The sequence below is a fragment of the Flavobacterium sp. genome (genome assembly GCF_029242675.1).
In the GTDB taxonomy this organism is placed as follows: Bacteria; Bacteroidota; Bacteroidia; order Flavobacteriales; family Flavobacteriaceae; genus Flavobacterium.
In genome coordinates, this window is record NZ_JAQWTM010000372.1 from 1 (window position 1) to 17,995 (window position 17,995).

At 34.8% G+C, this 17,995-nt stretch carries 16 protein-coding genes and 1 pseudogene; 7 read left to right on the forward strand and 10 right to left on the reverse strand.

Features of this window, described 5'->3' with window-relative positions:
• The 3 genes and pseudogenes from P8M54_RS13710 to purN form a co-directional block, all read right to left on the reverse strand.
• Window positions 1-451: pseudogene (locus P8M54_RS13710) on the reverse strand (sugar kinase); the annotation flags it as partial.
• A gap of 76 nt (window positions 452-527) precedes the next feature.
• The gene (gene rnhA / locus P8M54_RS13715; RefSeq protein ID WP_300288516.1) at window positions 528-1,013 is read right to left on the reverse strand and encodes a ribonuclease HI; all 486 of its coding nucleotides are present in this window, start codon (window positions 1,011-1,013) and stop codon (window positions 528-530) included.
• Window positions 1,014-1,045: 32 nt separating this feature from the next.
• Window positions 1,046-1,603, reverse strand: coding sequence for a phosphoribosylglycinamide formyltransferase (gene purN / locus P8M54_RS13720; RefSeq protein WP_300288517.1), 558 nt, complete (start codon window positions 1,601-1,603; stop codon window positions 1,046-1,048).
• Window positions 1,604-1,779: 176 nt separating this feature from the next.
• Here purN and P8M54_RS13725 point away from each other — a divergent pair, with 176 nt between their 5' ends.
• The 6 genes from P8M54_RS13725 to P8M54_RS13750 all read left to right on the forward strand — a co-directional run bounded on the left by P8M54_RS13725 (window position 1,780) and on the right by P8M54_RS13750 (window position 7,111).
• Entirely contained in the window at window positions 1,780-2,016 is a 237-nt protein-coding gene (locus P8M54_RS13725; protein ID WP_300288518.1) for an acyl carrier protein, read from the forward strand.
• 178 nt (window positions 2,017-2,194) lie between these two features.
• Window positions 2,195-3,448, forward strand: a complete 1,254-nt coding sequence (gene fabF, locus P8M54_RS13730; RefSeq protein WP_300288520.1) for a beta-ketoacyl-ACP synthase II — start codon at window positions 2,195-2,197, stop codon at window positions 3,446-3,448.
• 4 nt (window positions 3,449-3,452) lie between these two features.
• Window positions 3,453-4,193: a ribonuclease III gene (gene rnc / locus P8M54_RS13735; protein WP_300288521.1), complete on the forward strand. Its 741-nt coding sequence runs from the start codon at window positions 3,453-3,455 to the stop codon at window positions 4,191-4,193.
• A 114-nt stretch (window positions 4,194-4,307) separates the two neighbouring features.
• Window positions 4,308-4,796: an IPExxxVDY family protein gene (locus tag P8M54_RS13740; protein WP_300288522.1), complete on the forward strand. Its 489-nt coding sequence runs from the start codon at window positions 4,308-4,310 to the stop codon at window positions 4,794-4,796.
• Between the two features lie 5 nt (window positions 4,797-4,801).
• Window positions 4,802-6,235, forward strand: a complete 1,434-nt coding sequence (gene pyk, locus P8M54_RS13745; RefSeq protein ID WP_300288523.1) for a pyruvate kinase — start codon at window positions 4,802-4,804, stop codon at window positions 6,233-6,235.
• A gap of 108 nt (window positions 6,236-6,343) precedes the next feature.
• Window positions 6,344-7,111: a Bax inhibitor-1/YccA family protein gene (locus P8M54_RS13750; protein WP_300288525.1), complete on the forward strand. Its 768-nt coding sequence runs from the start codon at window positions 6,344-6,346 to the stop codon at window positions 7,109-7,111.
• A gap of 76 nt (window positions 7,112-7,187) precedes the next feature.
• Here P8M54_RS13750 and P8M54_RS13755 read toward each other — a convergent pair whose 3' ends face one another.
• A complete protein-coding gene (locus P8M54_RS13755; protein WP_300288526.1) occupies window positions 7,188-7,700 on the reverse strand; it encodes a PAS domain-containing protein in 513 nt (170 codons plus the stop codon).
• A gap of 89 nt (window positions 7,701-7,789) precedes the next feature.
• On the reverse strand, window positions 7,790-8,875 hold the full coding sequence (gene dinB / locus P8M54_RS13760) for a DNA polymerase IV (RefSeq protein WP_300288528.1): 1,086 nt from the start codon (window positions 8,873-8,875) through the stop codon (window positions 7,790-7,792).
• Window positions 8,876-9,031: 156 nt separating this feature from the next.
• On the opposite strand from dinB, the gene P8M54_RS13765 reads away from it, so the two are divergent.
• On the forward strand, window positions 9,032-9,502 hold the full coding sequence (locus P8M54_RS13765) for a CYTH domain-containing protein (RefSeq protein WP_300288530.1): 471 nt from the start codon (window positions 9,032-9,034) through the stop codon (window positions 9,500-9,502).
• Here P8M54_RS13765 and P8M54_RS13770 read toward each other — a convergent pair whose 3' ends face one another.
• From P8M54_RS13770 to P8M54_RS13790, 5 genes are all read right to left on the reverse strand, one after another.
• Window positions 9,503-9,988 (reverse strand): septal ring lytic transglycosylase RlpA family protein, encoded by a 486-nt coding sequence (locus P8M54_RS13770; RefSeq protein ID WP_300288531.1) that lies wholly within the window; start codon window positions 9,986-9,988, stop codon window positions 9,503-9,505. It lies immediately after the preceding gene.
• An 83-nt stretch (window positions 9,989-10,071) separates the two neighbouring features.
• Complete coding sequence (locus P8M54_RS13775; RefSeq protein WP_300288532.1) at window positions 10,072-10,494, reverse strand: hypothetical protein; 423 nt, start codon at window positions 10,492-10,494, stop codon at window positions 10,072-10,074.
• A gap of 118 nt (window positions 10,495-10,612) precedes the next feature.
• Window positions 10,613-11,638: a fasciclin domain-containing protein gene (locus tag P8M54_RS13780; RefSeq protein WP_300288533.1), complete on the reverse strand. Its 1,026-nt coding sequence runs from the start codon at window positions 11,636-11,638 to the stop codon at window positions 10,613-10,615.
• A 44-nt stretch (window positions 11,639-11,682) separates the two neighbouring features.
• A complete protein-coding gene (locus P8M54_RS13785) occupies window positions 11,683-15,030 on the reverse strand; it encodes a carboxypeptidase-like regulatory domain-containing protein (protein WP_300288534.1) in 3,348 nt (1,115 codons plus the stop codon).
• A gap of 471 nt (window positions 15,031-15,501) precedes the next feature.
• The coding region (locus tag P8M54_RS13790; RefSeq protein WP_300288535.1) for a TonB-dependent receptor plug domain-containing protein at window positions 15,502-17,995 on the reverse strand (2,494 nt) is incomplete at its 5' end.

Below are 17,995 nucleotides of genomic sequence, written 5' to 3' on the forward strand. Positions count from 1 at the left end.
TCATTGTATCTAAAACAACTAATTTTGGTTTGGTTGTCATTTGATCCAACACTCCACTTTGTACCAATGGATGCAAGTTTCCTAACATTACTACATCGGCATTTTTATAATTTTCGGGAACTTTAGGTTGAAAATCAGCCAATACATTCAATTGTGTATCTAAAGTATCTCTTGAATTTAAGTCATTATGGTAGCGTCCGCTCCAAAAGAAGGTTTTACCGCCTTTAACTACTTCAAGTCCTGAAATATCAATATTTCTATCGGTTAATAAATCTAAATATTCTTGAGGAAAATCGTCACCTACAACAGATACGATGGCAGATTGCAAGTTAAAAAACGAAGCAGATAGACCAATATAGGTTCCTGCTCCACCTAATATTTTATCTGTTTTTCCAAAAGGAGTCTCAATTGCGTCGAAAGCAACAGTCCCAACAATCAATAATTTATTCATTTATGTGATTTTCAAATTAAAGTGCAAAGATAGCTTATATGTTTCAGAGTTGCAAAAGATGAAACTCGCAAAATTATCACAATATTTTACCTTCTTCTCTTTCATAAAACGCATCTACAGACAACTCTTTCTGCATGGATGCCATAACAGCAAGTTCATCGCACCTCTCGTTTTGAGGGTGATTATTGTGCCCTTTTATCCATTTAAAATCTACTGAATGTTTTCGATAAACTACTAAAAGGCGTTTCCACAAATCAGCATTTTTTCTATTCACAAAATTTTTTTTCTCCCATCCCAGTACCCATTTCTTCACAACAGAGTCAACTACATATTTGGAATCTGATACGACCAATGCTTTTGTACCTGGCTTTTTCAATTTTTCGAGTCCAACAATTACGGCCAACAATTCCATTCTATTGTTGGTGGTCATTCTGAAACCCTCATAAAACTCTTTTCTGTATGTTGTTCCTGCAACGTTGGTTTCCATCACAACGCCATAACCACCGCGACCAGGATTACCCTTGGCAGCACCATCCGTATAAATATGTACTTCGTGACTCATTCTACCCCTAATTATGATGTAAATTCAACTTGCTATACAAGACTTGCTACGATTTCCGGAAAAAAGCGTTGTTCTAAATCATGAATTTTAGCCGCAACAACTTCAGCAGTATCAGTTCCTAATACAACTACCTTTTTTTGAGCTATTATAGCTCCTTCGTCATACTGCTCGTTTACATAGTGAACGGTGATTCCGGTCTCTTTTTCTTTATTTGCAACAACAGCTTGATGCACATGCATTCCGTACATTCCTTTTCCACCGTATTTAGGTAACAGTGCCGGATGTATGTTGATTACTTTATTAGGATATGCTTGAATTATAACTTGCGGAAACTTTAATAAAAACCCTGCTAAAACGATTAAGTCTGGCTGAATTCCATTAATTATTTGCAGTATTTTACCTTCAATTAGTTCCGATTTTGAAAAAATTACGGTTTCAACACCTAATTTTTCGGCTTTCTCAATAGCAAGTGCCAAAGGATTATTGGTCAAAACCATTACTACGGTAGCAGTACGTCTCTCAGTAAAGTACTTTATAATATTTTCAGCATTGGTCCCCGAACCCGAAGCAAAAACGACAATTTTTTTCATGACAAACCCACTTAATGTTAAGCAAAAAACGGAATAATATTTGAAAATAAATAGCAATAGGAAGTCTTTGTTAAAATATATTTTATAATTTAGTTGTCACATTTATTAACTTATTGGTTGTTTTAAAATAAAGTTTTTTATTTTTGCCAACAAATTAATTTCTAAAATTAAAGATTATGTCAGACATTGATTCAAGATTAAAAGCGATTATCGTAGTCACATTAGGCGTTGACGAAAACGAAGTTGTAACAGAAGCAAGCTTCACTAATGATTTAGGAGCTGACTCATTAGACACTGTTGAGCTTATCATGGAGTTCGAAAAAGAATTTGATATCCAAATTCCAGATGATCAAGCAGAAAACATTGCTACTGTTGGTCAAGCTATTTCTTACATCGAGGAAGCTAAAAAATAATACACATACACCCGCATGCCTAACCGTATGCGGGTGTTGTTATTTTTTAAAATTATGGATTCGAGATTGAAATTCAATCAAAAAGATATTTACAATGTACTACCCACTGCTTTTTTGTAATAATACAGTAAAGAAAGCGTGGGTTTTATTTGTTTTAAGATAAAAATATAGATTAGATATGGTATTAAAGCGCGTTGTTGTTACAGGTTTAGGTGCTCTTACTCCTATAGGAAATAATATTCAAGAATACTGGAACGCTCTTGTAAACGGAGTTAGCGGAGCTGCTCCCATTACTTATTTTGACGCTTCCAAATTTAAAACACAATTTGCATGTGAGTTGAAAAACTTTAATGTAGAGGATTTTATTGATCGAAAAGAAGCTAGAAAAATGGATCGATACGCACAGTATGCGATGGTTTCTAGTGACGAAGCTATAAAAGATGCCAATTTTAACTTTGATAAAATTGACAAAGATCGCGCAGGAGTTATTTGGGGTTCTGGAATTGGAGGTTTAGAAACTTTTCAAATCGAAGTCCTTAATTTTGCTGCTGGTGATGGAACACCACGTTTCAACCCATTTTTTATCCCAAAAATGATTGCGGATATTGCTGGTGGACATGTATCAATAAAATACGGATTTAGAGGACCTAATTTCACTACAGTTTCTGCTTGTGCTTCTTCTACAAACGCTATGATTGATGCTTTTAACTACATTCGTTTGGGTCATGCTGATGTTATGGTTACAGGTGGATCAGAGGCTGCAGTTACGATAGCTGGAATGGGTGGATTTAATGCCATGCATGCACTATCGACTAGAAATGATGATCCAAAAACAGCATCAAGACCGATGGACAAAGACCGTGACGGATTTGTTTTAGGAGAAGGTGCCGGCGCATTAGTATTAGAAGAATACGAACACGCAGTTGCCCGTGGAGCAAAAATTTATTGCGAAATTGGCGGAGGCGGAATGTCTGCAGATGCACACCATATTACAGCGCCACATCCTGAAGGTTTAGGTGCTAAAAATGTAATGCTAAACTGTCTTAGAGATGCCGGTTTAAAACCAACAGATGTAGATGGAGTGAACATGCACGGAACATCAACTCCACTGGGAGATTTAGCTGAATCAAAGGCAATCGAACATGTATTTGGAGAACATGCTTATAGTATGAACCTCAATTCTACTAAATCAATGACAGGCCACTTGCTAGGAGCCGCGGGAGCTGTTGAAACAATATCAACTATCTTGTCTATGCAACATGGTATCGTACCTCCAACCATCAATCACTTTACTGATGATGAGGGAATAGACTCTAAATTAAACTTCACTTTCAACGTTGCTCAAAAAAGAGAAATGAATGTAGTGATGAGTAATACTTTTGGATTTGGTGGACACAATGCTTGTGTGCTAGTAAAAAAATTAGATTTGTAGTTTAATGAATATCATCAAAAAAATATTTAAGAAATCCCGTTCTCAAGAGGACGGGATTTTTTTTAATTCGATGGAAAAAATACTTGGATTTGCGCCCTTAGATCTAAATTTTTACAGGAAGGCATTTACTCATCGCTCCTCAAATAAATTCAGTTTAGATGGCACTCCAATGAACTACGAACGTTTAGAGTTTTTAGGAGACGCAATGCTAAGCGCTGTCATCGCTGCACATTTATACAACAAATCACCCAATGGTGATGAAGGCTATCTAACCAAAATGCGCTCAAAAATTGTAAGTAGAGAACATTTAAACGAACTTGGAAAGGATTATAAATTAATTCAGTTCATAGAAAGCAAAGTCCCAGTCAATCATTTTGGCGAAAACATTCATGGTAATATCTTCGAATCCTTAATCGGAGCTATTTATCTAGATAGAGGCTACACCTATTGCGAAAACTTTATTCAAAAAAAGGTTATCCTTCCCTACGTAGATATTTCTAGATTAGAAGGAAAAGTAATTAGTTACAAAAGTCTGGTTATCGAATGGTGTCAAAAAGAGAAAAAATCATTTCATTATGACATTTTTGATGACAACGCTATTGATGGGCAACGTCTTTTTGGTGTAAAACTAAGCATCGAAGACAAAGTAATTGCGAAAGCTAGAGCAACCTCAAAAAAGAAAGCAGAAGAAAAAGCATCCCAAAGAGCTTATTTTGCATTTCAAGAAAAAATGGATAAAAAATAATGCTAAATTACTGAAAACTATAACGTTTTCGTTAGTAATTTTATCAAAACAACAAGAATATGTGCATTATTACTTCAATAGATGCACTATCTTTACGACTTATTTTATCATGAAATGGCAACTCATAAACTTGATCTTGGTGACTTCGACGAAATAGATTATTATCTAATTGCGATTCATACCTCATTAGAAGATTATAGATTAGCCTACTACATCAACCAGCGACTTCCTATCAACTTGAGCAAAAGTAAAGACGAAGTGCAGATTAGTGTAAAAGAAGGAGAAACTAATTTTTCCCGTTTTTACTACTATGATAACGAAAATGCTGTTTCTTGGAATTTAATCCAAAATAAATCAGAAGTCCTGCAACTAAACCAAGGAAGCACTCAAAATTTATTTTCGAATATTTCAATGGAAATTTCAACAAAAGTGTACTTACTTCCTGAATTTAAAAAAGCAGACTATTTTTTAAAAATCGACAATACTCAAGACTGTATGAACGCATTAAATATAAAAAAGCATCTTACTGAAATTGAAAGTGTGTCTACCGTATACAGCGTAGATACTAATAAAATAAAATCAAAAAACAATTTAATTTTTTAACACATATGAGTACAAACAAAAAAACTAAAATTGTAGCAACACTTGGACCTGCATGTAGTACTAAAGCAATCATTAAAGACATGATCGATGCTGGGGTGAATGTATTTAGAATTAACTTTTCGCATGCTGATTACGAAGGTGTAAAGGAAAAAATAAACATCATCAGATCTTTGAATGATGAATTTGGATACACAACTGCAATATTAGCCGATTTACAAGGACCAAAGCTACGTGTTGGAGTAATGAATGAAGGTGTCGTAGTTAATGACGGAGACCTAATAACTTTCACAACAGCCGAAGATATTATTGGTACAGCTGAAAAAGTTTTCATGAAATATCAAAACTTTCCAAATGATGTAAATCCTGGCGAACGCATCTTATTGGATGATGGAAAACTTATTTTTGAAATCGTTTCTACAGATAAAAACACAGAGGTAGTTGCAAAAGTTATTCAAGGAGGTGAATTAAAATCTAAGAAAGGGGTTAATTTACCCAACACAAAAATATCACTACCTGCAATGACCGAAAAAGATATTGCTGATGCTATTTTTGCTATAGGACAAAAAGTAGACTGGATCGCTTTATCATTTGTGAAAACACCACAAGATTTAAAAGACCTTCAAGACTTAATTGCCGAGCACGCCGAATATAAAATTCCGATTGTTGCCAAAATCGAAATGCCTGAAGCATTAGAAAACATGGACAAGATCGTTGCTTATTGTGATGCCTTAATGGTAGCTCGTGGAGATCTTGGGGTAGAATTACCAGCTCACGAAGTACCTTTAGTTCAAAAAGAATTGATTCGTAAAGCTAAAATGGCAAGAATTCCTGTTATCGTTGCCACTCAAATGATGGAAACAATGATTACAAGTTTAACTCCTACTAGAGCAGAGGTTAACGACGTAGCCAATTCTGTAATGGATGGTGCCGATGCGGTAATGCTATCTGGAGAAACAGCAGCAGGAAACTATCCGGTTCAAGTTATTCAAAAAATGACTCAAATTATTGAAGCTGTAGAAAACTCTCCATTAATTCAAGTACCACAAAATACACCACAAATAAAAACAAAGCGTTTTATTACTAAAACTATTTGCCGTCATGCCGCTGTTATGGCTAACGCTATCGAAGCCAAAGCTATTTCTACAATGACAAACAGTGGTTATACTGCTTTTCAATTGTCTGCATGGAGACCATCAACAGCGCACATTCTTGTATTTACATCTAATAGAAGAATACTAACGCAACTTAGTTTGCTTTGGGGAGTGAAATCTTATTTCTACGACAAAGACGAAAGTACGGATAGAACGGTTACTGATATTAATGAAATCGCAAAAGAAAAAGGACATGTTGAAACTGGTGATTACATCATCAATTTGGCCTCAATGCCTATTACTGAGAAAGGAATGGTCAACACCATGCGAGTATCTGAAATAGAATAATTTTCTTTACAATAAAAACAAACCGTCTCTTATCATAATTTTAACGAGACGGTTTTTTTATGCTTGCTAATTTTCGTTTATCTTTGATAAAAACTAAATTATATTTCGATGGAATTTAAATCTAAAAATCCTTTTTTAAATAACAAATCCTTTTCTGCTACTTCAAAAGCAGACCAAGTGCATCGCGCAACCGTTATTGATTATAACGACGAGATGACACTAGCAGGAACAATAAACAAAACTTTATTGCTTTTCTTATTACTTACTGCTTCTGCAATAGTGATTTGGTGGATGGCATTTAATGGCTACAATCCAATTGTACCTGCGATAGGTGGTGCCATAATAGGATTAATACTAGTAGTAATATCAGCATTTAAACCGCAATACTCTCCCTACTTAGCCCCTGGATACGCCTTGTTTGAAGGGCTGTTTATAGGTGGAATTTCGGCTATTTTTGAAGCGAGATACCCTGGAATAGTAATCCAAGCTGTGGGAGCGACTTTTGTCACCTTTGCTGTATGTTTGGGTTTATATAAATTCAAGATCGTAAAAGTAACAGAACAATTCAAATCAGTTGTGGTGGCTGCCACTCTAGCAATTGCAACCTACTATTTGATTTCATGGGTTGTTTCCATGTTCACAAGCTTCCAGCCCGTGCATTATGGTAATTCCATGATGAGTATTGGTATCAGCGTTTTTGTAATTATTATTGCAGCTCTGAACTTGTTTTTAGACTTTGATCGTATTGAAAAGGGTGTTGAACAAAAAATGCCAAAGTTCATGGAATGGTTTGGCGCTATGGGCTTGATGATTACTCTAGTTTGGCTGTACATCGAGTTCCTAAGATTATTATCTAAATTATCTAGTAAAGATTAATTCTTTTAAGAAATTCAATCCAAAAAAAATGCCCTTTCTACAATTAGAAAGGGCATTTTATATTTAGTTAATTAAGTTAGGCTACTTTTTCAAAAGCTATAAAATGAGAAACATCTCCTTTATGATTAAAAACCGGATAGCCTTTAATCAAACATTGGTAGGTTTCGCCATTTTTCTTGTAATTTAGAACTTTTTTTTCAAATGCTTGCTTGTTTTGAATGGCTAGCCTAATTTCGTTTGACACTTGTAAATCCGTTTCCTGTCCGTGAAACATCTTTGGGCTTTGCCCTAGCACCTCTTCTCTACTGTAACCATTCATTTGAATAATATTCTTAGACGCAAAAACAATCTTTAGCTTCGCATCCGTCACGATGACCACTTCTTCTGTTAATTTGCTTTCAAAATCCCACTCTTTCTGACTCCATTTGTATGCTACAGAAAGTTGAAATAATTTATTCACATCATCAAAAACAGATTTTAAGCTGTTTATAAAATCAAAATGAAAAGGCCACGCATGAATTGGCATACCCTTTATATCTAGCGTGTTATGGTACCTAACAACAGCGTCTTCGTATTGACAAAAATCCATTTTTCATATTATTTTTATCAAATGTAAGTTTAAAATCAAAACAACAATAACTTCTCGACAAGTTTAACGCTTGTTCAACGCCTACGAATTTAAAAATCAAAGCGCAATTGCACGGACACCATAGCCTTTTTACGTTCGGTATTGAGATTGCTCAAGGAAATACCGAGTAATCTAACAGAATCCTTCATTCGCTCTTGGTACAGCAACTCTTTAACAACTTCTAAAATCAAACCTTTATCAGCAATAAAATAGGGAACCGTTTTACTACGCGTTTGTTGTGAAAAATCACTATACTTAATCTTTAGTGTTATGGTCTTACCTGAAATAGCATGTTTTCGTAAACGTCGCTCTAATTCAGCCGCTATTGATTGCAAATGTTCCATCATAAAAATCTCTGAGGACAAATTACTATCAAAAGTATGCTCTGCAGCTACTGATTTAGTAATCCTATTGGATTTCACTTCGCTATTGTGGATACCTCTTACCACATCGTAATAAAAAGCACCCGCTTTTCCAAAATGCTTTTCCAAAAACTCCACTGATTTACTTTTCAGGTCAATTCCATTAAAAATACCCAATTGATACATTTTATCAGTAGTTACCTTTCCCACACCATAGAACTTTTTAATAGGCAAGGTTTCTAAAAAGGAAAGGACTTCATCAGGATTAACCGTCTTCTGACCATTTGGCTTGTTGATGTCACTGGCAATCTTAGCAACAAATTTATTGACCGAAATTCCGGCAGAGGCGGTCAAACCCACCTCAATAAAAATACGATTCCTAATTTCTTGCGCAAGTAAGCTTGCACTCGGGTTTCTCTTTTTGTTTACGGTAACATCTAAGTACGCTTCATCAAGTGACAAAGGTTCAATCAGATCCGTATAATCTTTAAAAATAGCATGGATTTTAGTAGATATCTCTTTGTACCGATCAAACCGAGGTTTCACAAAAATTATTTCAGGACAATATTTTTTGGCTAATGCACCACTTAAAGCGGAACGCACACCATATTTTCTTGCTTCATAACTGGCAGCAGCAACTACACCGCGATTCTCAGAACCACCAACTGCAATTGCTTTTCCTCTTAAATGAGGATTGTCTAATTGCTCTACAGATGCATAGAAAGCATCCATATCAATATGAATTATTTTACGAATAAGAGACTGATCCTGCATAGTACAAATTTACAGCGCTTTTATTTTAATTTAGTAACCTACCCAAAAATATTTGATACATTTGATATCCCTATCAAACGTTACCTACTTCCTTGCAACCGATTTACTTATATGGAAAGGAACAAAAAGTCTTGGTAGGAAACCAAATTTTAAAAAATGATTGAAATAGAGAGAAAATTTTTAGTCAAATCTGACGCCTATAAACAAGAAGCTCAGAAACAGAAAGTGATCGTGCAAGGATACCTAAGCTCTAATCCTGAACGAACCGTCCGTGTTAGGATAAAAGGAGAACAAGGCTATTTAACAATTAAAGGAAAATCTAATGAAACTGGGCTTTCTCGCTATGAATGGGAAAAAGAAATCCCATTGGAAGAGGCGGAGCAACTCCTGCTTTTATGTGAAAAAGGAATAATTAGTAAAACAAGATTTGAAATAAAAATTGGCGCGCACACCTACGAGGTAGATGAGTTTTATGACGACAACGAAGGATTGGTCATAGCCGAAATTGAGCTATCAAATGAACAAGAAACTTTTGCTAAACCCGATTGGCTTGCCGAAGAAGTGACCAACGATAAAAGATACTACAACTCGTATTTGAGTCTCCATCCTTTTAGAGAATGGCGCTGATTATTTAACTAAAACTTCGATGGTAACCAGCATAGACCCCGCGCCTTTATTAGTAACAATATCCATAAATGCTTTTTGAGAAAGATCAATTTCTCTCGATCTTACAAAGGGTCCTCTATCCGTAATTTCAACGATAACAAACTTACCATTTGCTTCATTAGTAACCTTAACTTTTGTTCCAAAAGGTAATTTTTTATGAGCTGCGGTTAACTTATTCTTGTCGAATATGGCTCCACTAGCCGTTCGCTTACCATGAAACTTATCAGCATAATAGGAAGCATGTGCATTTTTTTTATAAAATTTCAGTTTTCCTATTTCTTGGTCTACAGAATCCTTGCTGCTTTCTGGCAGTAGCACTCCAAGTTTATTCCTCTTGAGTGTATCTCTTCGAATCCCCACTTTTGGCTTTTCCACAAATCCATTAGAACGGATGGTGAGCACTGTAAAGACAAAAAACAATAATAGTAACGTAATTGATTTTTTCATTAATAACGTATTAGTTCAACTTTATAAAAACAAAAACCATACCTCGATAAAAAAAGTCCTCAATAAGGACTTTTAAAAACGGTTTACAACCAAATGGACCAAGGAATTTTACTTAAAATAAGGACCAAACCTAATCCGTAAAAAATGGTGAAAGTTTTGAATTTAGCGGTACCTAAAGTTAATTTCTTATGCTTTGACCAACCAATAGTAATCAGTGCAATAGCAATAACATTTATCAATGGGTGCTCTAAGGAAGTTAAGCGTATTGCCTTATCAGCCATTTGACCAAATGAAGCAAAACCTAAAGGAGACACAAAATATAAAATGATTCCAACTAAGAACTGTATGTGTATCCCTATTAAACCAAAAAGGGCAATCTTACGATCTTTAGCAGTAAATTCTTTTTTAGATACCAGGCCGATTATGGCATTAAGGACTGCAACTAATAATAAAAGTAAAGCGATATAAGCCCAGCCGGAATGGAATTTTTGAATAAATTGGTACATAGAATTTGTTTTTTAGAATAACAAATATAAACAAAAAAGGATAAAAAAAACCACTCTAACTAAAAAGCTAAAGTGGTTTTATAATATAGAATTATTTTATAATACGGTAATTAGAAACTTATAAGAAAGGTTGCAAAACCTTATCAATAACTTGAACTACACCGTTGGTTCCTTGAATATTTGTTATTTTAATATTTGCATTTGTTGTACCAATTACATCTTTGATTTTAACTGTACCCAACAAGATTGTAAATTTAGTGTCTGCAGGAGCTTTATACAATGTAGTCACTGAAACATCAGCAGTTGCAGAAGATGAAGTGAATGAAGTCGCTGAACTTGACAATCTATTGCTCTTTTCTAAATGATATCTCAAGATATTAGTTACTTGAGCATCAGTCCTTCCTGTTAAGTAGGTAGATGCAGTGGTAAATGCGTCATTGTTAGGAGCATATACGGTAACCGGAACAGAACCTGTAGCAGCAGTTAAATCAGTTAAAACACCAGCTTGTGCAGAACTTGTAACCACTCCTAATAATGAAGACAAACTTGGGTTAGCTTTGATATGGTCTACAATTGTAGGCAATTTCAAAACACCATCAATAACGTGTAAAATACCGTTGCTAGCTTGAATATCAGCTGTTACAACTTTAGCACCACCATTAGCAGTACCTCCATTTAATAATACATTTCCACCAACTGTGTTAGCAAAAACACTTAAGTTAGCACCTGATGTAGCAGTAGAAGTAGCACGTAAAAACCCAAAAGTTCTCGTATAACCTGCAGTTAATAAATCATTAGCTCTTGTACCAACACCAATTACGTGGTTTTGTAAAGTTACTTTCAAATCAGCAACTTGAGCAGGAGTCATCAAAGCAATTGAAGCACTTGTAATACCTGCTGCAGTAAAAGCGGCATTAGTTGGAGCAAAAACAGTATAAGAACCTGCATTCCCTAAAGTAGCATCTAAACTTGTTTTCTTCAAAGCATCAAGCAATATACTAAAATTAGCAGGATCTGCTTGTGCGATAGCAAGAATAGATTTTAATGGAGTCACCTCTTTTGGAGAATCACTTGTACAAGAAAAAGTCGTAAGAGCAACAGCTAAGATTGCTATGAAAGACAGAATTTGATTTTTTATTTTCATGACGTTTTATTTTATGTTTTTGAACTTTTTATTTTTAATACTAATTAATTTCCGAAAGTATATCTTAGTGTAAACTGCGCTTGCCAAACATCAAATGTAGATGCATTTTTTTGAACACTGTCTTTAACTAATGTTCTGATTCCTGCATTATCTGTTTGCAACGCTAACGTGTATCCTGGAATATAGTTGTTAGCACTTGTAGGAGCTTGTGATACATTCAAAATACTCGGAGCTACAGCTCTTTGAGAAACTCCCCATGAACGGTTTACCAAGTTTGTGAAGTTTAGTATATCTGCTCTAAACTGAAAACTATTCTTTTTTCCACCAATTTTAAGGAAAAAATCTTGAGTAACAGACAAATCCACTCTGTGTAACATTGGTAATAGATTTTGGTTTCTATCTACATACTGACCTCTTTTTGTAGAAAGGTAAGGGTCTTGATCAATATACATGTCAAAAGCCTCTTGTTGCTGTGCTTCAGTATACAATACTATCGACGATCCACCAAAGTTTTGAGAAATTGGTACAAAACGAAGGTCACTAGCTTTCATAGGAACAAACAATAAATCGTTACCATTGATTAGGTCACCATTTAAATCACCACCATAAACATAAGTAAATGAACTTCCTTGCTCACCAATATATCCTAAGTTAATTGACGTTGCTGCTCCTGCTTTATCACCGTAAGTAATTTTGTAACCAAGAATACCTACCATTCTATGCGGTGTATTGTTGTTAGACAAACTTAGCTTTTGGTCATTGTTTCCGTTTACGGAACGCACACCAGTCCAGCTTCCTGAAGCAGTAGATCCTGGAGATAATAAGTCGTTAGCTTGTGAATGTGTATAAGCAAACGAACCCCATAATCCTTTTTTGTAAGGGTACTCTAATTTTAATGTAGTAGAATAGAAATATCCCTGACTAGTATTACTTAACAAGATGTTATTGATAACATTATTGTTGATACGCGTACTACCAGCACTTGCTCCAAAATAGGGTCTGTTATCTGGTCCATTAATTGTTCCTACTGGTTTTTCGAAATTGGCATTAGAGTAAGCCGTTTCGTTGATGTTCTTACTAAAAATCCCTTCAATCGTACCTGTAAATCCAAAAGGAAGTTTTTGGTCTAAAGCGATTGTTGTTTTCCAAGTTTGTGGAAACTTATAGTTTTTATCCGTAACCGCTAAGTCAATTGTTGAAGGTAAAGTAGGCGTTGAAGGCGTAAAATACTTGTTCGGATCTGAAGTAAAACCGTATCTTCCTAAACCAGAGTCAGCGTCAATTGCGTCGATGAATCCAGTCAAAATTCCGTTATTACCAATTGCGTTAGATAAAAATACCAAAGGTGGTCTTCCAGAGAAAATACCGGATCCCCCTCTAACAATAGTTTTTCCGTCACCAGCAACATCCAAATTGAAACCAAATCTTGGCTCAAAAAGATACTGTGTATTTGGCATATCACCTGTATTAAATTTTTGTCCATCGGCAAAAGTCAATCCATTTACTACTGGATTTTCCAATGCAGTATCTACGAACGAGATTCTTGAACCTCTCAAACCGTAAGTAATTTTTAATTGCTCACTTACTTTGAACTCATCTTGAAAGTAAAGATCAATTTTATCTGATTTTAATTCTTGTAATGGCTCAACAGCACCTGGTAACGCAGAGTATCTAAATTGTGTTCTAACCGGTAAGTTATTTACAGATGGCGCACCATTTAATGCTAAAGACTCATTAGCAGCATTGTAAAACTCTTGTAAAGAGTTGAAGATAAACACCCCATTTGAACCTGAGAAGAATAAGTTACTAGATTCGAAATGCTCATAATTAGCACCAAAAACTAAAGTATGTTTTCCTATAGTTTTTGTAACATTATCTGTAAAGTGTAATGTCGAATAGCTTAATTTATTTCCTTGTGTAAAAGGATCTAAACCAACTGAAATGAAATTCAAGTTACCTGTTGTGAATCCAGGACCAGAAGCATTAGGCTGACCATTTTTAATATCAATAGTAGGGAATAATCCACCACCTTGTAAACCTCTATCTTCGATTTGCTTGTCATAACCTGCAATAAAGTTATTACTCCATGAATTAGATAATTTACTATCTAATTGCACTACAATCGATCTTGTATTATCAAGAATAGTATAACCACTGTTTTTGTATGACATTGAGTTCACGTTAGTTCTTCTGTTTCCAAATCCTAATGAATTTGAATTAGAAGTTAACTCATCAGAAGACGAATCATGGTGAACGTAACGAATCGAAAACTTGTTGTTGTCATTGATGTTCCAGTCAATTTTACCAAGATACTTGGTAGAAAGTCTTTTAGCATCATAATTTTCCCATGGACCTGTTGTATATCCAAATTTATCTTGCATAAAAGTTGAAAGATCCTGCATTTGTTGGAATGTAGGAGCAGATACTTGACCACTTGGTGTAGGTGAACCTGTAGAAGTCCATGTTGTAGCTGGACTTGTATTATCTACTGTTTCAATATTTCCAAAGAAAAATACTTTGTTTTTGATAATAGGAAACCCTACTCTACCACCGTATATTTTTTCTTGGAAAGTTGCTGGCGCAATAACTGTTTGACCCGCTTTAGTTCCAATGAATTCTTTTTTATTACTTCTCATCGAGGTATAAAGAGAACCTTCAACTTCGTTTGTACCACTTCTAGTAACACCATTAATTCCAGTACCAGTAAATCCTGATTGACGCACATCAAAAGGAGCTATACTGATTTGTAATTGTTCGATTGCATCTAAAGATATAGCTGTTGAACCTGTACGTCCTCCTGCTTGCGCATCTGAACCTAATCCAAAACCATTATTAAACACAGAACCATCAATTGTAAAGTTGTTTAATCTTGAATCTTGACCACCAAAAGAACCACCACCACCTGCATTAGCATTGTATTTAGTGATTGAGTTAATAGAACGTGCTCCAGTAATAGGAATAGCCGTCAATTCTCTATTCGAAAACTGTTGAGAAGCACCTGTTTTACCTTTATTGAACGCTCCATTAGATTTTGTAGAAACCACAACAACCTCTTTCAAAGTATTTGCTTCTTCTTTTACAACTACATTCACAGACAAATTACTTCCAAGAGGAGCATTGATTTCTGTAATTTCAGTAGTTTGAAATCCTACATAAGTCACCTTAACCGTGTAAGGTCCACCTGGTCTAAGACCCTGAACAGCATAGTTACCCTTGCCATCAGTAGTAGAATAATACTTCGTTCCCGTAGGCTTGTGTAGAACTTCTACCGTAGCTCCAGGCAAAAATTCACCTGTACTCGATTTAACAGTTCCAGACATTGCAGAACTCGTAACCTGAGCATGACCTACAACGGATAAAAACGTAATCAAAATAAAAATAATTCTTTTCATTTCTGTGTTTAGTTTAGTTTAAAAATTTTTGGCAAAAATCTAACATTTTTACCAATTCAATGTTAATTATTTGTTAAGAAAAACAGTTGAATTTGTCTATTTTAACATAGTTTCCCATTTCAGGGTTTAAATATGTCATTCTCAGAAATTATATGAGTATTATTCATAAATTATGTTAAAAAATGGTAGATTTCGAGAAAGAATAAATAGGTTAAAATTTAAGTAAGATCATAACGCCAAAAAATAGCTTGTTTTTCAAATGATTAGTACAATTGCAGTACACAATAAATTATCAGATCACAACGATAATAAAAGGTTCCTTCTATTTAATAAAACAAAAAAAGCAGATGACGAATCATCTGCTTTTTATTAATTGAATTTATAGGAAGACTAAAATCAACCTTTGTTTGAAAACAATACAGTACTAAGTACCATATTTACTTCTCAATAATTTATTTAATTACTACAAATTTAGAAATTATAACGAACACTTAAGTTCCATGTTCTTCCAAAACCGAAGTATACTTGATTTCCAGTTGCTATACCGTCATAAACCATATTATTTGAAGCATAAGTCCCTTTTGACGGGTCTCTTGAATCGATATTATCAGTTACAAATCGGTTTGTTGTAGAATCAGAGATATAAGTCTCGTCTAGAACGTTATTCATATTGAACCTAAAACTTAATGCACTTTTTGAAGCATTTCCTAATAAAACTTTATAAGAAATACCGGCATCCATTAAACCATAAGAAGGTAATTGTAATGCTCCATTGTTATTTGCTGATCCAAAAGCATCTGGCGAAATCGCAGCAAACAATCTATTCGCTACTCTATAATTAGCATCTACATTAAATCTTTCAAAAACTTCATATTTAGCTCCTAAACTAGCAGTAGTTTGCGCTGCATCACCTACATTCACTTTATCAAGGTATAATACTTGATCAGATCCACCTGCTACAGGATTATTATCTTGATCGTATTTATTACTTAATGCATTTCCTTTGTACTTCCAATCACCAACTGAAATCATAGCATTTAAACTTAATTTAGGTAATGGTTTTGCCGTCATCTCTAGTTCTACACCTGAGTGAATTTCAGTAATTCCCACAAAATCAAAATACCCACCAACATTATCAGCTGAACGATCTGATCTTCTTAAATTTTGATCTTTCCAAGACGTATAGTACACATTTAAATTCGCTGTAAATTTACGAGAACGAAAACCGTAACCTGCTTCAAAACCTAATACTTTTTCATTAACTAAGTTCTCAGCTACAATAGAAGCATTGTTTGGGTAAACTGCATTAAAGAAAGGTTGTTTTGAGTAAAATCCTGAATTAACAAAAACATTGTTTTGCTCATCAATATTGTAATTAGCTCCTCCTTTAATATTACCACCTAATCTGTTTTCATACCCAGTCTTATATAAAGGATCTGATTTCAAATAGGTAAATGGGTCTTCTCTTTTATACCCTTGTTGAGAAACTGCTCCTTGTAAAAATGCAGAAACGTTATCTTTAGAATACTCTAATTGGGTAAAGGCACCAATCCAGTTCACATAACCTGTATTATTGTAAGCTATTTTTTCTTGATCTTTTACATTTGTAAAAGGGTTCAAACTAGGAGTTGGAGCATAGGTTTGCGATAAAGTCCTACTTGGATTATTGATATCCGAAGTATCAAGATATCCATCGGCACCTAATAAATCATTCAAATTTCTGAAGTGAAATCCTGTATATGTTCTTATATCAGCACCAAAATCAAGTGTAAATTCGTCTGTTAATTTATTGTTTAAATTAACAACTGCACCATACCAGTTGTGGGAGTTTATAGATGACCTTCTAATAAATCCATCTCTACTGTTAGCGATATAATCACCATTGCTGTTTGGAGCTAACGGAGCACCTATTGTATTGGGCTGACCCGTGTTGTACTTCACAAATTCATCGATAGGAAGTAATCCATCGGCTGTTTTGTAAGCTGAAGAATAAGGGCTTTTACCAATATTTCCAGTTCCACCACCACGTCCCCAAGATCCATATACTACAGAAGTTAAAGTTGTTTTATCATCGATTTTAAAATCCCAGTTAATAGAAGCTACTGGTTTGTGATAAAAGTTTCTTGCAAAAGAATACTCTTCTCCATTTCTATATCCCCACCCAGAATTATACTTTGTATTTGGTTTTCCATTCGATCCGTATTTTAAATAATCCGACAATGGATTAGCAAAACTTCTTTGGTGATGCCATTGCGGAGCTCCTGTAAATGTAAATTGAAAATCATGTTTAGCATTTGGCTTGTAACCAAAAGCAATAAAATAATTTTTTCCAGCAAATTTTGTTCCGTCAACATAACCACTACCTGTAGTAGAGCTTAACAATACCGATGCAGATAGACCATTATCCATCAACCCCGTAGAGTAAGAGGCTTGCACTTTAAAGTAATCATCATTACCACTAGTTGTAGAAACATTACCACCTTCTTTCATTTCGGAAGTTCTAGTAATTACATTTATTGTTCCCCCTACAGAGGATATCGCTAATTTTGAAGATCCTAAACCTCTTTGTACTTGCATAGCAGAAGTTACATCCGAAAGTCCAGCCCAGTTGCTCCAGTATACAGCACCGTTCTCCATATCGTTAACGGGAACACCATTAACCATTACGGCAACATTTCTTTGGTCAAAACCACGAATGTTAATTCGGGAATCTCCATATCCACCACCTTGCTTGGTAACGTAAACAGAAGGAGTGTTTGCTAAAATTTCAGGAAATTCCTGAGAACCTAACTTCTCTACAATTTCAGCTGCTTTTATAGTGGAGACAGCAACAGGTGTTTTCCTGTCTTTAGCATAATCCATGATACTCGTTGTTACAACGATTTCATCTAATACATTTGAATTTGAGGCTAGAATAATGGTACCTACATTCTTTGTAGTTCCTTTGGCTACTTTAAATCTTACT

Bases quoted from the DNA above. Each gene is read 5' to 3' on its own strand.
- P8M54_RS13765 (WP_300288530.1), top strand. From the start codon at position 9,032: ATGATTGAAATAGAGAGAAAATTTTTAGTCAAATCTGACGCCTATAAA.
- pyk (WP_300288523.1), top strand. From the start codon at position 4,802: ATGAGTACAAACAAAAAAACTAAAATTGTAGCAACACTTGGACCTGCA.
- rnc (WP_300288521.1), top strand. From the start codon at position 3,453: ATGAATATCATCAAAAAAATATTTAAGAAATCCCGTTCTCAAGAGGAC.
- P8M54_RS13775 (WP_300288532.1), bottom strand. From the start codon at position 10,494: ATGTACCAATTTATTCAAAAATTCCATTCCGGCTGGGCTTATATCGCT.
- P8M54_RS13785 (WP_300288534.1), bottom strand. From the start codon at position 15,030: ATGAAAAGAATTATTTTTATTTTGATTACGTTTTTATCCGTTGTAGGT.
- purN (WP_300288517.1), bottom strand. From the start codon at position 1,603: ATGAAAAAAATTGTCGTTTTTGCTTCGGGTTCGGGGACCAATGCTGAA.
- fabF (WP_300288520.1), top strand. From the start codon at position 2,195: ATGGTATTAAAGCGCGTTGTTGTTACAGGTTTAGGTGCTCTTACTCCT.
- rnhA (WP_300288516.1), bottom strand. From the start codon at position 1,013: ATGAGTCACGAAGTACATATTTATACGGATGGTGCTGCCAAGGGTAAT.
- P8M54_RS13725 (WP_300288518.1), top strand. From the start codon at position 1,780: ATGTCAGACATTGATTCAAGATTAAAAGCGATTATCGTAGTCACATTA.
- P8M54_RS13755 (WP_300288526.1), bottom strand. From the start codon at position 7,700: ATGGATTTTTGTCAATACGAAGACGCTGTTGTTAGGTACCATAACACG.
- P8M54_RS13770 (WP_300288531.1), bottom strand. From the start codon at position 9,988: ATGAAAAAATCAATTACGTTACTATTATTGTTTTTTGTCTTTACAGTG.
- P8M54_RS13780 (WP_300288533.1), bottom strand. From the start codon at position 11,638: ATGAAAATAAAAAATCAAATTCTGTCTTTCATAGCAATCTTAGCTGTT.
- P8M54_RS13740 (WP_300288522.1), top strand. From the start codon at position 4,308: ATGGCAACTCATAAACTTGATCTTGGTGACTTCGACGAAATAGATTAT.
- dinB (WP_300288528.1), bottom strand. From the start codon at position 8,875: ATGCAGGATCAGTCTCTTATTCGTAAAATAATTCATATTGATATGGAT.
- P8M54_RS13750 (WP_300288525.1), top strand. From the start codon at position 6,344: ATGGAATTTAAATCTAAAAATCCTTTTTTAAATAACAAATCCTTTTCT.